The sequence below is a fragment of the Mesorhizobium caraganae genome, from assembly GCF_016836705.1.
Taxonomy (GTDB): domain Bacteria; phylum Pseudomonadota; class Alphaproteobacteria; order Rhizobiales; family Rhizobiaceae; genus Mesorhizobium; species Mesorhizobium caraganae.
On sequence record NZ_JAFCGY010000012.1, the window covers coordinates 147,881 to 163,089 of the forward strand.

Annotated in this window: 13 protein-coding genes; 9 read left to right on the forward strand and 4 right to left on the reverse strand. The window is 54.3% G+C overall.

What is annotated here, in order from left to right:
* Window positions 1-432 precede the first annotated feature (432 nt).
* From JQK88_RS20675 to JQK88_RS20710, 8 genes are all read left to right on the forward strand, one after another.
* Window positions 433-1,218, forward strand: a complete 786-nt coding sequence (locus JQK88_RS20675; RefSeq protein WP_246749960.1) for an ABC transporter permease — start codon at window positions 433-435, stop codon at window positions 1,216-1,218.
* 10 nt (window positions 1,219-1,228) lie between these two features.
* Complete coding sequence (locus tag JQK88_RS20680; protein WP_203279292.1) at window positions 1,229-2,044, forward strand: ABC transporter permease; 816 nt, start codon at window positions 1,229-1,231, stop codon at window positions 2,042-2,044.
* A gap of 86 nt (window positions 2,045-2,130) precedes the next feature.
* Window positions 2,131-3,222 (forward strand): ABC transporter ATP-binding protein, encoded by a 1,092-nt coding sequence (locus tag JQK88_RS20685; protein ID WP_203279293.1) that lies wholly within the window; start codon window positions 2,131-2,133, stop codon window positions 3,220-3,222.
* A gap of 72 nt (window positions 3,223-3,294) precedes the next feature.
* Window positions 3,295-4,347, forward strand: coding sequence for an ABC transporter substrate-binding protein (locus tag JQK88_RS20690; RefSeq protein WP_203279294.1), 1,053 nt, complete (start codon window positions 3,295-3,297; stop codon window positions 4,345-4,347).
* 103 nt (window positions 4,348-4,450) lie between these two features.
* Complete coding sequence (locus JQK88_RS20695; RefSeq protein ID WP_203279295.1) at window positions 4,451-5,773, forward strand: MmgE/PrpD family protein; 1,323 nt, start codon at window positions 4,451-4,453, stop codon at window positions 5,771-5,773.
* 34 nt (window positions 5,774-5,807) lie between these two features.
* Entirely contained in the window at window positions 5,808-6,644 is an 837-nt protein-coding gene (locus tag JQK88_RS20700; protein WP_203279296.1) for an SDR family NAD(P)-dependent oxidoreductase, read from the forward strand.
* A gap of 27 nt (window positions 6,645-6,671) precedes the next feature.
* Window positions 6,672-7,469 carry an SDR family NAD(P)-dependent oxidoreductase gene (locus JQK88_RS20705; RefSeq protein ID WP_203279297.1) on the forward strand — a complete coding sequence of 266 codons (798 nt, stop codon included), beginning with the start codon at window positions 6,672-6,674 and terminating at the stop codon, window positions 7,467-7,469.
* 98 nt (window positions 7,470-7,567) lie between these two features.
* Complete coding sequence (locus JQK88_RS20710) at window positions 7,568-8,995, forward strand: amidase (protein ID WP_203279298.1); 1,428 nt, start codon at window positions 7,568-7,570, stop codon at window positions 8,993-8,995.
* Between the two features lie 114 nt (window positions 8,996-9,109).
* On the opposite strand, the gene JQK88_RS20715 is transcribed toward JQK88_RS20710, so the two are convergent.
* The 3 genes from JQK88_RS20715 to JQK88_RS20725 all read right to left on the reverse strand — a co-directional run bounded on the left by JQK88_RS20715 (window position 9,110) and on the right by JQK88_RS20725 (window position 12,638).
* Complete coding sequence (locus JQK88_RS20715; RefSeq protein WP_203279299.1) at window positions 9,110-10,336, reverse strand: D-amino acid dehydrogenase; 1,227 nt, start codon at window positions 10,334-10,336, stop codon at window positions 9,110-9,112.
* Between the two features lie 624 nt (window positions 10,337-10,960).
* Entirely contained in the window at window positions 10,961-11,362 is a 402-nt protein-coding gene (locus JQK88_RS20720) for a death domain-containing protein (RefSeq protein WP_203279300.1), read from the reverse strand.
* Window positions 11,363-11,447: 85 nt separating this feature from the next.
* On the reverse strand, window positions 11,448-12,638 hold the full coding sequence (locus tag JQK88_RS20725) for a KamA family radical SAM protein (protein ID WP_246749946.1): 1,191 nt from the start codon (window positions 12,636-12,638) through the stop codon (window positions 11,448-11,450).
* A 602-nt stretch (window positions 12,639-13,240) separates the two neighbouring features.
* On the opposite strand from JQK88_RS20725, the gene JQK88_RS20730 reads away from it, so the two are divergent.
* Window positions 13,241-13,786: a transposase gene (locus tag JQK88_RS20730; protein WP_203279301.1), complete on the forward strand. Its 546-nt coding sequence runs from the start codon at window positions 13,241-13,243 to the stop codon at window positions 13,784-13,786.
* On the opposite strand, the gene JQK88_RS20735 is transcribed toward JQK88_RS20730, so the two are convergent.
* Window positions 13,752-14,570, reverse strand: a complete 819-nt coding sequence (locus tag JQK88_RS20735) for a LuxR family transcriptional regulator (protein ID WP_246749947.1) — start codon at window positions 14,568-14,570, stop codon at window positions 13,752-13,754. The two genes, JQK88_RS20730 and JQK88_RS20735, sit on opposite strands and share 35 nt — an antisense overlap.
* Window positions 14,571-15,209: the final 639 nt, after the last annotated feature.

Genomic DNA, 15,209 nt, shown 5'->3' on the forward strand with positions numbered 1-15,209 from the left:
AGATATTCCGCTCATGAAAAATGACTGCGTCTGAACTCATTGTTTTGCGTGACGTCGACATCTCATTCAAGTGCTGCGTACGGAAACCTCTTCTGCAGACCAGGAGCTTCGGTCCAGCACGAGAAGGCCTGAGTGACGTCGATCTGACTAGCCGTTTCCATCGGAAGTCACTCCCGAATCCGAAGGGCAAGACCATGAGGATGTCGGTTAAACCAGATGGGCGAGTTGATGCTTAGCGCGACGTGTTCGCTGATATTGAACTCCAGTCGAGAGTTCTCTGGACCGTTCGCGATAACAGGCGACGCGAATGCCACGCGTGCAGAATATCGTTCGCGGAGCCCTCATCCCGATCACGCGAAACCCCGTCTGTCACAAACTTCGGCCTAGGCTCAAATGGACCGCTCAATCAATCTCAGAGTGCAATCGCTGTTCATGTCACCTGCTGCATTGGTTGCAGTGGGCATAGTACTACCCCCCCTTTGCTACGTCCTTTTTACAAGCTTCCAAGGCGACGCCGGCCCCCTGTCGGCATACATAGCAATCCTGGAAAGCAACTTGTTTAGGCAAACGCTAACAACGACACTGGTTGTAGCGTCACTTTCATCCGTTCTGAGCCTCGTACTGGGGTACATCGTTGCCCTTCACTTGGCGAAACAGAGCCCGAATCGACGAACTGCTCTCATGTTTCTCATTCTCCTGCCGTTCTGGACAAGCATTCTGGTCAAGTGCTTTGCCTTCACCATCATCTTGGGTCGCTACGGCATCATAAACAATCTCCTGAGATGGGCGTCTGGGATCGACGTGCAGCTGCCGCTCGTTCTGAATCGCGTCGGACTGCTCGTCGGCATGACCAATTTCCTCGTTCCCCTCGTCGTCCTGCCGGTGCTCGCGAGTCTGCTAGCAATCGATAGCGCGCTCTACAGAGCGGCGTCCGTTATGGGTGCGAAACCGGCGAGGATCTTTTGGACCGTAACTGTCCCTCTAAGTGTTCCAGGGGTAGTGGCGGGTTTGCTGAGTGTGTTCGTTATGTCATTAGGTGCGTTTGTGATACCAGCGCTACTCGGTGGCCCAAAAGATCAAATGCTTTCCAACTTGGTCGACTTTTATAATCGTGAAGTACTCGACTGGCCTAAGGCATCGTCAATAAGCGTTATCTTGCTGATATTAGCTTCAATCTTCATCGTTCCGATGGCCCTTTGGCGTCGGCGTAGGATCTGAGGGACTTGTCATGGTGAACTCAGTGCTCGATCCTGTGTCGCAGCGGTATAGTTTTATTGGTTCCAGCCTCGCCACGGTCGTCTACGTTTTTTTGCTGGCGCCAGTCGCTGTGACAATTCCGATGGCATTTGGGCCAACAAACGCGCTCGAATTTCCTCCGTCAACATATTCGCTCGATTTGTTCAGAATTTTGTTTACTTCGGATAGCTGGTTATTGCCGATATACACGAGCCTCAAAGTCGCGGTTTTCTCGACGGCTGCCGCACTTTTCGTTGGCGTCCCTTCGGCATACTGGATTTCGCGCCATGAATTTCTGGGAAAGCTTTTCATTCTCGGAACCTTGCTCAGCCCCTTGGTCATTCCCACGATCGTCTCCGGGTTGGGAATCTACTTTTACTTCTCGTACATCGGCATTGGTGGAACAACCCTCTCGCTTGTTCTTGGCCACCTGATGGTAACATTACCGTTCGTAATGCTAATGATTATTGCGGGTGTGCAGAAGCTGGATCGAAATTTGGAGTTTGGCGCGGAGCTAATGGGTGCGTCTCCTATTCACATGTTCTTGACAGTTGTGCTCCCTCAGCTTGTTCCGTCTTTGATAAGCGCCGCATTCTTTGCGTTCTTGCTTTCATTTGATGAGGTAATAATCTCTTGGTTCCTCGCGGGCAGTGATACGGTGACGCTGCCAGTCAAGATGTATAACGACCTTTCGTGGGAAGTCTCACCAGTGATCGCGGCCGTATCGGCGCTTCTGACTGCGCTGTCTGTGCTTGCCTGCATCGTTACTATTGGCCTGAGGAAATCAACAGGCGAGGATGTGTCTTGAGCGACGAAAACCCAATCTCAGTTCAGTCTACGATGAACTTTCGCTCAGGCGGTCACCTGACTGGATCGGAGTCTGGGAGTGAACGTATGCGCATCAACAATGCCCCGAGTGGTGAAGCAATATCTTTGAGAGGGATCTCGAAGGCATTCGGCTCGGTGACAGTCCTTAAGGCTACTGAATTGACTGTCAAAAAATCGGAATTTCTTACGTTGCTCGGTCCCTCTGGTTCCGGGAAAACAACCTTGCTGAATTTGATCGCTGGGGCGATCGCGCCTAGTTCGGGCGAAATACTCCTGTCTGGCAGAAATATTACTCGTCTGCCTCCCCGCGACAGAGGCATCGGGATGGTGTTTCAGAGCTATGCCCTTATGCCTCATATGACAGTCTTTGAGAACGTTGCTTATCCACTTCGCGCTAGGCGCGAACCGTCCGAAACTATCCGCAGAAAAGTCTTGGATGCGTTGGATCGAGTTGGACTCAAGGGCTTCGAGGATCGAAAGCCCCGCCAGCTTTCAGGTGGCCAGCAGCAGCGCGTCGGTATCGCTCGCTGCATCGTGTACTCTCCGGACATCATCATGATGGACGAGCCACTTGGAGCGCTCGACAAAAACCTTCGTGAGCAGATGCAGACTGAAATCAAGCGCCTGCATCATGAGTTGGGCACCACGATCATTTACGTAACGCATGATCAGGAGGAGGCGCTCAACATGTCTGACCGGATCTGCCTCATGAAGACCGGCGAGATCGCTCAGTTAGGCACTCCAGATGAATTGTACTTCAGGCCCAATAGCCGCTTTGTAGCGGAGTTCATCGGAGAGTCTAATTTGCTACTGGGCAAGATCACTGCGGTAAACAGAGTGTCGATCGATGGGGCTGGACTAGTTCACGTGCCGAGCTCAGAGCGGGCCCTGGGTTCGGAGGTCCTGGTAATGGTTCGGCCGGAAAAGATGCAGGTGTCGGCTGCGCAGGCCGATACACTTGCGGGTCACAACTGGCTGCACGGGACGGTCGAGGGGATATCCTTCATCGGAGGCATGACCAGGATCACGGTGAAAACAGTGCAGGGAGTTTCGGTTACAGCAAAGCTGGTCTCCGGTCCCGCCTCCACTCGCCCCGAGCTTGGATCTGAAGTCAAGCTCTCCTGGTCACCTGCTGAGTCTGTCGTGTTGAGTGCGTAAGCATTTAGCGCAGACCCGACGTTGAGTTTGCCAACACAGTCATCGTCAACCTAGCAATGGAAGGAGTTAGTTATGTCGATATCGAAGCAGTTGTCCCGGCGTACGTTTCTTGCAGCGTCCTCGGCTGCAGTGCTTGCCCCAGCATTGATCACCCGCGCCCGCGCCCAGTCTAAGTCGATCACGATCACGGGCTACGGCGGCACGTTTCAAGAGATCTTGGTAAAAACTGTAGCCACACCTTTTACCGAGGAGACAGGGATCAAGGTCAATATTGTCCCGCTTCCGGATATTGCAAAACTGAAAGCCCAAGCTCTCGCCGGACGTGTAGATATCGATGTTGTCATGACCGTCGACGAAGACGCGGCGCTAGGATCCAAGCTGGGACTCTGGGATAAGGTCGACTTGGGGATTTTGAACGTGGCCGATATGGCCGTCCCTCCGCAGAAGGAGTATGTAACGTCAAGTTCTTTCGTAGGTGGCATCGCATGGGATCCTGCGAAGTTCGGGCCGGAGGCGCATCCCAAGAACTTCGCAGAATACTTTGACGTGGCAAAATTCCCCGGTCGTCGTACCTTGCCCAATCGGCCAAATGAAACCCTTGAAGCAGCTCTCCTTGCTGATGGGGTTTTGCCCAAGGACATGTACCCGCTGGATGTGGATCGCGCATTCAAAGTCCTGGATCGTGTGAAGTCCAGCATCGCAGCTTGGGTGACTGCGACTCCCCAGACGATCTCGCTGTTGCAGACCCAGGAGGTCGACTTCAGCTACAGCTATGCCAATCGAGTTAAGGCCACAAACGCGCCAGGAGGCGGCAAACCACTCGCGTTCTCGTTCGAACAGAACCTACTCGGCACTGAAAAACTGATTATACCGAAAGGGGCGCCGAACAAAGAAGGTGGTATGAAGTACATCGAATACTTCTTGCGGCCTGAGGTCATGGCACGTCTATCCAACGCGGCGTTCATCGCTCCGAACTCTAAGAAGGCAATTCCGCTTCTCGATCCCGAACTCAGCAAGTGGACTCCGGATATGACAAACCCCAAGAGTCTGTTCGTTGACGGGGCTTATTGGACGGACAATCTCGAGCCTATTTCGCGTCGGTTTAAGGAATGGGTCATCGGCTGATTTGGACGCAAGCTTGGGCGTCGTTATCGACGCCCAAGCTCACCGACGCTAGTTGCGACGTTCATGTCGGGCAGACGTAGCTAAACTTATCGCGGGATTGACCATGGGTACGACGGCAGACATTGCGCAGTTTGTTCAAAAGACTACTTTTGATGAGTTTGATACGAAGCTCGTTCAGCATGTGAAGAACGTACTCCTTAGCGGCGTGGGAATGACGCTGGCTGGCGTGAATAGCGAAACAAGCAAGGCCGTTCTGAGCTACGTGAAAGAATGCGGAGCTCCGCAGGAAGTTGGTGTGATTGGCGCAAACTTCCGCACTTCCGTGGAATACGCGGCGCTGGCCAACGGGACGACTTCCCATACAACGGAGCTCGAAGACGATACCCGCGCTGAAAACATGTACAGCGTTGGCGTCTTCCCCGCGATGCTCGCACTGGGTGAGAAGCTGAAAATCTCGGGCAAGGAACTGATAGAGGCGTTCGTCGTAGCCTGGGACGTTGCATCCAAACTGGCCATCGCTTCGCAGGACATGATGGCCCGGGGATTGGCGCCTTGGTCCGCAGGATCCACTATCGGTGTGGCCGCTGGTGCGGCCAAGTTGCTTAAGCTCAGCGATCATGAGATCGGTATGGCCGTTAGCATAGCGGCCTCTCATGCGGCGGGCCTGTTCAAACAGGTCGGATCGGGGGCGCACCTTTACGAGTCCGGCATGGCCGGGCGGAACGGCCTGGCTTCGGCTTTCCTGGCGAAGCATGGCCTGACCGGACAACTCGCCGTGCTGGAATGCCCGCTGGGGTATCTTCATGCAGTGGCGGGAATCGCAAACCCGGATCTAAAGCTCGGGGCGCCATTCAGGGCGCTGGACATCGAAATTAAGAAGTATCCATGCTGCCTATCCCAAATGCATCCTATCGATGCATTTGTCAGGCTAATCGAGGAGCACAGCCTTTCCGCTCACCAAGTCAAAGCCGTTCGCCTGGAGGCGCCACCTTCTTTTCAACTCGCCGCCGCGCTTTATCACCACCCAAGGAATGCGGACGAGGCGAAGTTCAGCTTGGCTCACAGCATCGCCTGCAGCTTTTTGGACAAAAGTCCATGGCTGGACCGGTATACGACCGAAGGGGCGAACGGATCGGATGTGTCTGCCTTCCGCGATAAAATTGAGATCGTCTACCGAGAAGACCTGGCCGGCCAAGCACTGCCAATCACCATCACCCTGAACGATGGGAGTCAGATTCACTCGATGACTCGGAAGATTACTGAGCACATCAACGTCGGCGAAGGTGAGGTCCTCAATAAATATCGCAAATGCGTATCAGGAATTTTTTCTGTAAGTCGAGGAGATCAAATCTCCGAAATCCTTCTTTCTTTGGAGAAGATTCCTGACATTTCCGGCCTAATGAAGAGTATCACTTACATCAATTAACACTGTGGTGCCCAAAGGCACGAAGGATTAGGCAATGGGACGTTTGGACGGCAAAGCGGCAGCGATCACTGGCGGATGCCAAGGTATCGGGTTGGCAACTGTTGAACTGTTCGTCGCGGAAGGCGCGAAAGTCGTAGTTGCAGACCTCCTTGCCCCGGAGGGGGACGCCTTGTGCGAGCGCCTCGGTCCTGCCTGTGTCTTTAAGAAGACCGATGTTACGGACGAGGATCAGGTCAGAGGCCTTATCGAATTAGCCGTAACTCGATTTGGTCGCATCGATTGCCTCTTCAACAATGCTGGAATGCTTGGCCAATCCGGCGGCATTGAATCGATGCAAGTGGATCGATTTGATCGTGTAATGGCCTCACACGCGCGGAGCGTTATGCTCGGGATGAAGCACGCTGCTCCCCACATGAAAAAGCAAGGATCCGGCAGCATTATCAACACTGGAAGCATTTCGGGCATTCAGGCTGTTTCTGCCTACATGGATTACAGCGCCGCCAAAGCAGCCGTCATTCACCTGACAAAGTGCGTGGCTATGGAGCTTGGAGAATTTGGTGTCCGCGTGAATTCGGTTTCTCCTGGTCAGATCGCGACTGGAATGGGGAGGACGGGGCCGGAAGCCCTGCAGAAAGCAGCTATCCTTCGTGAGTTCAACAAGACACGTCAGCCCATACCACGCTCCGGCCTGCCGGAAGATATTGCTTTCGCAGTCCTGTATCTTGCAAGCGATGAGTCCAGCTTTGTGAACGGCCACGACCTTGTTGTAGACGGCGGTATGATTGGTGGAATCGGCTGGACCGAACGTCAGCGATCGAGCGCTGAGTTTCAAAAAGCGCTCGACGCGGCCCGCCCGGACTCTTCAAACTAACCTCTAGTCATAGTTGCAGAGTGGACCATGCACAAACGTCTGAAAGGCAGAGTCGCGATTGTTGCGGGAGCCGGATCAACCGGAGGTGACGGTCTCGGAAATGGCAAGGCATCCGCGGTCGTTTATGCCCGCGAGGGCGCCTCAGTGATGCTTGTTGACCTCAATCTGGAGGCCGCAGAGAAGACCCGGCAAATGATCGAGAAGGAGGGTGGCACCTGCTTTGCTTTTCAGGCCAACGTTAGCCAGCGCTCGGATTGCGAGGCTATGGTCAGAAAGTGTCTCGAGGAATATGGGCAAATAGACATTCTTCACAACAACGTTGGTGTCGAGCCGAAAACATTTGGGGGCGTGCTCAACACCAACGATGAAGAATGGGATCGCGTCATCAACGTGAACCTGAAGAGCATGTTCATTACCTCCAGTGCGGTCCTGCCATCAATGTTGGAGCGTGGCAGTGGAGCGATTCTGAATATCTCTTCGGTCTCGGCCGAGAGGCTCTCACCAGGATTATTCCTATATTGTGTCTCTAAGGCCGGGGTAAATACGCTTACCAAAGCGATGGCACTCGATTACGCGGATAAAGGCATTCGCGTGAATGCAATTATGCCGGGGCTCATGGATACGCCCATGGTCGAGAGGCACAAAGAGTTTTATGGCGGCGATCGCGAAAAAATGCGCCAGCTTCGAAATGAACGCGCCCCAATGAAGCGCATGGGAGAAGCTTGGGATGTTGCCAATGCTGCTCTGTTCTTGGTTTCGGAAGAAGCGAAGTATATCACCGGCCAGGTCCTTGCCGTTGATGGCGGATACCTGTGCAAGCCCTGACATTGGAGTCCGCCGGCGGCAGGTTTCTTCCGGTCGATAGGTTGGTCTAAAGGCAGCAACCGGTTTGTAGTAGCTGATATGCGGAGGGTCTCGCGAGAATGGAAGAGTACTCGAACTACGACGGGCTGGGCCTCGCAGACCTCGTTCGCAGGAAAGAGGTGACGCCAGAAGAGTTGCTTGATGAAGCGATACGAAGAACTGAGAACATAGACCCGGAAATCAATGCGGTAGTCATCAAGCACTATGACTTTGCTAAAAGTCAGATCTCTGAGGGATTGCCAGACGGCCCCTTTACAGGCGTTCCGTTTTTGCTGAAGGACATCACGGCTCTGGCGGGAACGCGAACCACATATGGATCGAGCGCTTATAGCGACTACGTGGCGGACCATAACAGCACTTTTGCCCATCGCATACTGAAGACCGGCGTTACGATATTTGGAAAGACGGCGGTTCCAGAATTTGCCGCGCTGGGCACCACCGAATCCCGTTTGCATGGCCCAACGCGCAATCCGTGGAATCTCGAGTATTCTGCAGGTGGCTCTTCAGGCGGCGCTGCTGCTGCAGTTGCTGCGCGCATCGTACCCGTGGCGCACGCTAGCGATAGCGGTGGTTCTACTCGAATACCAGCCTCTGTGTGCGGCCTATTCGGGCTCAAGCCCACCCGAGCTCGTACGCCGATCGGCCCGAATATGGGACTAGGGTGGGCCAGCCTAGTTGATTGTCCTCACGTAATCAGTGTGAGCGTGCGAGACAGCGCAGCAATGCTTGACGCGTTGTCCGGGCCGGAGCCTACCAGCCCTTTTTGCGCGCCGCCTGCGGAACGACCATTTTTGAATGAGGTAGGTCGAATTCCCGGTCGCTTGCGCATCGCCTTTACAACCAGGTCTCCTTATGGAGACTACCTCGACCCTGAGATTGCGAATGCGGTTCGCGAGGTGGCCACGCTCTTGGAGCAGCTCGGTCACGACGTTGAGGAACGAGCGCCGACTCTACCTTTCGATCCGATCGAAGTTGGAGAAGTTATCAACGGAGCCAACTTGGTGGCATTGGCAGTGCGCTCTGGCGAGAGGCGACTTGGCCGCCCGTTGACCGAGAGTGATCTCGAGTTGCTAACGCTCCTACGCGCACGGAATGCCCAGAATGGAACCGCAATCGATTACGTCACCGCTGAGCATTCCGTTTTTGAAATTTCCCGTTGCCTTGTCGCGTTCTTTGCTACGTGTGAAGTGTTCTTATGTCCGACACTTTGCGGGTCACCGATACGAATTGGAGAGCTTGATCCAATGCGCCCTGATCTCGCACATATCCAGGCAGCACGTCGGCGCGTATGGCCAATGCCACTTGTGTTCAATATGTCCGGCCAGCCATCTATGTCTATGCCGCTCGCTTGGCACAAGTCAGGGCTACCGATGGGGATGATGTTCTCGGGCCGTTTTGGTGACGAGGCCACCCTGCTGCGGCTTGCTGGGCAGCTTGAGCAAGCGCGCCCGTGGAAGTCCAACATGCCGCCGCACCGTGCAGTGTAGCAGGTCTTCGATAGGCGAGACCTGCGCTAATAGGGCGGCTTGGCCCGGCTGCTTGCGCAACGGAATTCGGCCTCGCGCTACGTCACAACGCGTACGTTCGATCGAAGAAATTAGTCAAATTCGTCCATGCGTAATGAGATCGGAAATCAGCTTTGCAGACCCGCATGCCATGGTCCATCCGAGTGGGCCGTGACCGGTGTTCAGGAAGAGGTTCGTATAGGGCGTGGGTCCGACCAGAGGGGGCCCAGCAGGCGTCATCGGGCGCAAACCAGCCCAATTTAGCACAGCACCTGCGTCGATGTGAGAGCGTAGAGCCGGCAAGATTTTCAGAATATCGTGCAGAACACGCCGTCCTTCCTTTTCGTCAACACGTGTGTCGTATCTGGCGAATTCAGCTCGACCGCCCATGCGCAGTCGATCACCCATGGGCACCATCATAGCATGGTATCCATCATCCATAACAGGGCGTGTCGGTCCTCCCTTCCATCCGTTCAGTGCCACAGTGACGGAATACCCCTTAACGGGAATAATCGGCAACGTGATTCTCAAAGGGCGAGCCAATATTGGGCTGTAGCTGCCCAGCGAAAGAACGTAAGCATCTGCAGATAAATCGCCTCGAGATGTCGATATATGTGAGATCCGCGAGGAAGATCCCTTGCCTATCTCCCTAATATGGGTGTTCATCAAGAACTGAACGCCCAGTTCAGCAGCCAGTCTCGCGATCTCATTCGTGAATTTGTGAGCATCGCCACTTTCATCATCCGGAAAGAACACGGCGCCGCAATAGCGGTCAATAACAGGTCCGAGGCAGGGCTCCTTCTCAAGGATCTGGTCCTGATCGAGCACCTCAAATTGGACCCCCCATTCCTGCATCTCATGACACATTTGCACGAATTCAGATATCCGCCCGCCGCAAGGAAAGACCCGCATTGTGCCACGCGTCGTTTGATCATAGTTGAGACGCGCGGTCTGGCGGATACTGCGCAAGGCGTCCATGCTCAACTTCGCGATCCTAATGTTCGAAATCATGTTGGCCTTGTGCCGCTCGTAAGTCGCGTTCGCCAGAAATTTGAGGCCCCAACCAAGGATTGACGGTATGGCGCTTGGATTAATCTTCAAAGTCGACTTGCTCCCGAACAGCATCCTGCCGATCTGCCTGACCGTTCCTGGCGAATTCCACGGGCTGGCGTCGCTCGGTGTCATCAAACCGCCATTGGCGAAACTTGTTTCCATTCCCGGCCTGTCGCACCGATCAACGACCGTGACCTCGTGTCCTTCCTTCGCAAGCATATAGGCCGTTGCACTACCCACGACGCCGGCGCCGAGAACAGCAACTTTCATCTCACTATGACCTTTTTGTTCCGATACAAGTAGAATGACATAAGATTGTCGGCCGTGATGGGTCCTGTCACACGCGCAATTGTTTCGTCGAGGTGTGCATATTGGCCGACGGTCAAGCCAAAGCCCGAACTATTTGTCGCGTCGATATGGCAATGGAGATCCTTGCGCTAGTAGCAATGAAGAAGCTAGATGTCCTGCTCGCCGACGCCCGCGGCTCCACAATTGTTGCGCAATCCTGCACAGCAGGATGACTAGCTAGCCGCTACGAACTCCATCTGCCGAACCGATACGGTATCGACTAGTTGGGTTCCACTGGATGTCGGAAAATGGATGTAGGCCCTTTCTGCTAACGATTTCAGTAGCCCATGAGTGCCGGTGGACACAATTCTATGCGGTTTCCAGAAAGGAGGAGCGATCGGCACTTCCAGGTAAGCGTCCGGGAAAACTTCCAAGAAACTGCAATTCCTCGCTTTACCCCGCGCTACGAGAGCCACAGTATAGTCGGCGGTGCTGGAGGGCGGCCGAATCCGGCGAAGACATGGCTCCATAATTGCATGTACAAAGGGCATCAGGATTGCCTTTGATGTCGCCGCCAACAACGTCTATCCAGCTTCGGCGGCTCGTTCAGCCGGCGCCTATTGCAACTTCGGGCTTCACCACCCGAAGCCGAATGGTTGCGCCACTGTGCTGCTCAATTCCGCTAAGGCTCCTGTCGACAATATCGATCAAGTCCTCGAGCACGGCGCTCGGTCTTTGTCGTTTCCCACTTCGGCCAAATTCTCCGAGCAGTAAGAGGGCGCAGTTCTTGTCGCGTCTGGCGCAAAAAAGCAAGGCGCTGCCTTTCCCATCCCGAATAAGGAATGCATCGTCGGAGGCCATACCGTGAAAGCTCTTATAGACTTGCCGCAGCCTTGATCGAACCAACTGATAATCCTCAGATGTCTCCATCACCCCAGCGAGCGATAGATACGGCAACCTTCGTGAGCTCTGCAGCCAGACTTCCGTTCCGTCCGCTTTAAGAAACATTCCGCACTCCTGCAGTTTGAACGGCTTTCCGATGCGGATTGCGACGAGGGTAAGTCATCTGCAGCATACACTTCAGGCCGGGCTCTCAAGCGTCCGGATCCTTCCAAGTCCTCCACTCATAGTTGCGTAGGAAGACATGCCCCGGGCCCGAGCCAATCAGGTAATTCGGATTGAGCGGCGTCTTACCTAGAGGCGTGCAGATCACATACTGTGGCACCGCAAACCCACTGGTATGTCCGCGGAGATTTTCGATTATATGCATCCCCTCAGCTATCGATGTTCTAAAGTGCTCAGCTCCTCGCACTAAATCAGCATGATATAAATAGTACGGTCGCACGCGCGCCATAACGAGTGCGTGGACCAACCGTTTCATAACGTCGACCGAGTCGTTAATTCCTTTCAACAGCACGGATTGATTTCCCACCGGGACCCCCGCTTCGAGCAGCCGTTCGATGGCGAGCTTGGCCTCAGATGTCACCTCTTTTGGGTGATTGAATTGAGTATTTATCCAAATCGGATGATACTTCCTAATCATCCGACAGAATTCGGGCGTAATCCGCTGAGGGAGGGTCACAGGAGTCCGGGTGCCAATACGGATAATCTCTACATGTCGAAGCTTTCTGAGACGCGACAGTACGTACTCTATCTTGTTATCACCAATCGTAAGAGGATCACCGCCGCTCAACAATACATCCCGAATCTCTGGCCGTGCTTCAATGTACGAAATTCCACTGTCAATCAAGGACCTGTCGCTGACGATTGAGTCGTGACTCGCGTGGACCTTGCGCGAGCAGTGTCTGCAATACGTGGGACACAAGTTGGTTAGATGAAAAAGTACGCGATCGGGATACCTGTGAACGATGCAACTCACATCGGTCTTCCCCTCCTTCCAAAGAGGATTCTCGGACTCCACGCCTGATCGGTGGAACGACGGGAGTTGATCGATATGATAAATGTCAGTAAGCTCTTTGTTGTTTGGGACAGCCTGGAGACGAACCGGATCGTTTGGATCGTTCCGGTCCATCAGCGATAAGTAATACGGAGTTACCTGGAATACATATCGCTTACCTACTTTGTGGAACGCATCTTCCTCTTCTGATGCTAGGTTTAGGTGATCTCTTAGGGCGTCAAATGTGGTGACGCTATTAGCAAGCTGCCAACGCCAATCGTCCCATGAGCTATTTTTCTCTTCAGTAAACGACATACGGGCGATCCGATTCGAGTTGTGTGTTTTTGTGGGCCGATGGCCAAATGGCACAAGGATGAGATCGTTCATCTAGCAATATATGTATCGACTCCGCTCTCGTCTCGTACGCTCTCTGTTAGCTCAAATCTCGTGCCAATTCGCTGATCGACGAGAACAAGCGAATCTGTGTGAATACGCTCGCTAGCCGCGACGCAGACGGCGGGTTTAATCGGTAACATCCGTCGCAAACCCGACACACCCGACAAAACTTGTCGGAACTCTAGCGCAAGGAGCACCAATAGCGGCGTTTAGTTGTCGTCGCCAAGATGCAAAGCCGCTGACAATGCGCAGAGACGTCGTTCTCGCGACGGGTCGAGAGGACCATTGCCATTCGAAAGCGTGGTTCGAACTCTGCCCCGAGCACGTCGGGCATCGTCGCGTCTCACCCCTAGTCGCGGAAGGCCAGTCTTATGCATGACAGCGTGCTGGAGAGGCTGGCGGATAAGTTAAGCGGTTGATTTTGGCGTAGGATTCGGTTGCTGAGGCCAACCCTTCCACTAGATCTCGCGAGCCATGACGTTGCCGCCGTTGTGTTTTCCAGCCGCTGGACGCAAAAAGATCCCACCTGCGTTTGATGGCGGACGCATCACATCGGATGGCGGCGTTATGCTTCTGGCCGCCGCGAGCGGCGTTTGCGACTGGCCGACCGGCTTGCGGCTGCGATCCACGGTTCGCGTCACCCGCAGCGGGTGAGGCACGCCATGGTCGAAATCCTGGGCGCCCGCATCTTTGCGATCGCCTGCGGCTATGAGGATGCCACCGATCTCGATCGGCTGCGCGCCGACCCGGCCTCCAAGCTTGCCTGCGGACGGTTGCCGGACAGCGGGCTCGACCTGTGCTCGCTGCCGACATGCTCGCGCCTGGAGAACCTGCCCGACCTCAAGACCGTTATCCGGCTCGGCGATGTGCTGGTCGACCTGTGGCTGTCGAGCTATGCCGTGCCGCCCGAGAGCGTGAAGCTCGACATTGACGATACGCTCGATGTCGTTCATGGCCATCAGCAGCTGTCGCTCTTCAACGCCCCACTACGACGAGCGCTGCTTCCTGCCGATCCATGTTTATGGTCCGCCGCCGGCCGCTCGGTCGCGATGATCCTGCGTCCCGGCAAGACGCCGACCAGAGGGACCGGATTGACGGTGCGCCTCAATAATCTATTATTCCGATGTTCGTTGCCTTAATAGCCGCGACTGTTCTGTTAGACGACTCTAATTTTTTTAGCACATTCTTTATGTGGAAATTCACGGTATTATCCGAAATGTGTAGAATTTTGCCTATCTCCCACGATGATTTTCCTCTGGCTACCCACGAAATACACTCCTTTTCTCTTTGTGAGAGAATAACTGGCTCTTCGGCGCCAATCGAATTCGCGAAATCCGCGATCCTGAGATGAAAGTGCAAGGCTACGAGCGCTAAGTATGTGACAGTGGTATGTTCGAATTCTTGGTCATGTACATGAGCAAAGCTCACAACTGCAAGGCTTCCATCCGAGCGGTGCAACGGAATGCTAATTCCAGACTTTAAGCCAAACGTGGCAGCCTCGTCGAAAACACGACGTTCGTCCTCTGTCGTGCGTGAGTCATTGTACACCTCGCTCCAACGAAAAGCTCCTGTCCGATTTCGACTTGTCCTAAAGATTGGGTCGATTTTGTCGTAACGCATCTCTAAATAGCGCTGCTGCCATTCCTCAGGATAGTTCAGCATGCGCCGGACCGGCTTCAAACATTTTTGGTTGGGAGTAAGAGAGCCATATGCGATCCACGGGCAATCAAAATTCAGGGCAAAATCACATACAAGGCCGAACAACTTTTCCGGTTTGACAATATCATCAGTCTGATCGAGAAATCGGCCGAACTCGACCGCAAACGCCGCCTTGGTCGCCGCTCGCAAATCCGTGGAGGGAACCAAAGAAACCTGGTCGGGAACTCCGATTGCCAACTTTCCAAATTGAGGGACTGCGGTCATTGGCGGGCTTTCCATAGTCAATCGCGCCCGTGTGTTCACTGGTGCACAAAGCTGCCGGGTTTAAGGCGCCGTCTTCACCTCCAAATCTCTACTACATGCTCCCGGGGCATAGAGTTATTTTGTGTTAAGGTTTAGTTTTTGAATGCTTCGTAAAAGTGATAGATTGTAAAAACCTGATCGTGCCTCAGGCAGTGCTCTAGCTTCGCCGTGCTCTCCAGCATGCACCAGGCTGATCAGTGCGCCAGGGCTGGCGGGCTTCTCTGATTGGGGGTGGTGAGGTCAAGCTTCTCCTGCATCATTTTCCGGATCATGTCGCCCCGCTGGTCACTCGCTTCTCTTCGCGGTCGGCGCTGGGCCGCCGCATGATGGGGTCAGGAGAGCGAGGCGTCTCAATCTGATGAGCGACCTTGGGAGAGTCAGTCCCAGGATCTAGCCTGCCAACGAGATCGCCTTGCCCATCGTCCCCGCGGGAACGATCCGGATCACCCTCTCGGGCGAACCATTGTTTGTGTGTATGCATACGACGAAGGCCGCCTACTGACGCGTACCTTGAGGCGTTAGTGTCCGCTTAGATTAAGTGGACGCTTGGCGAATGAAGTATCTGGCTATGGAACAGCCGTCGACGGTGGAAGCGAGCAC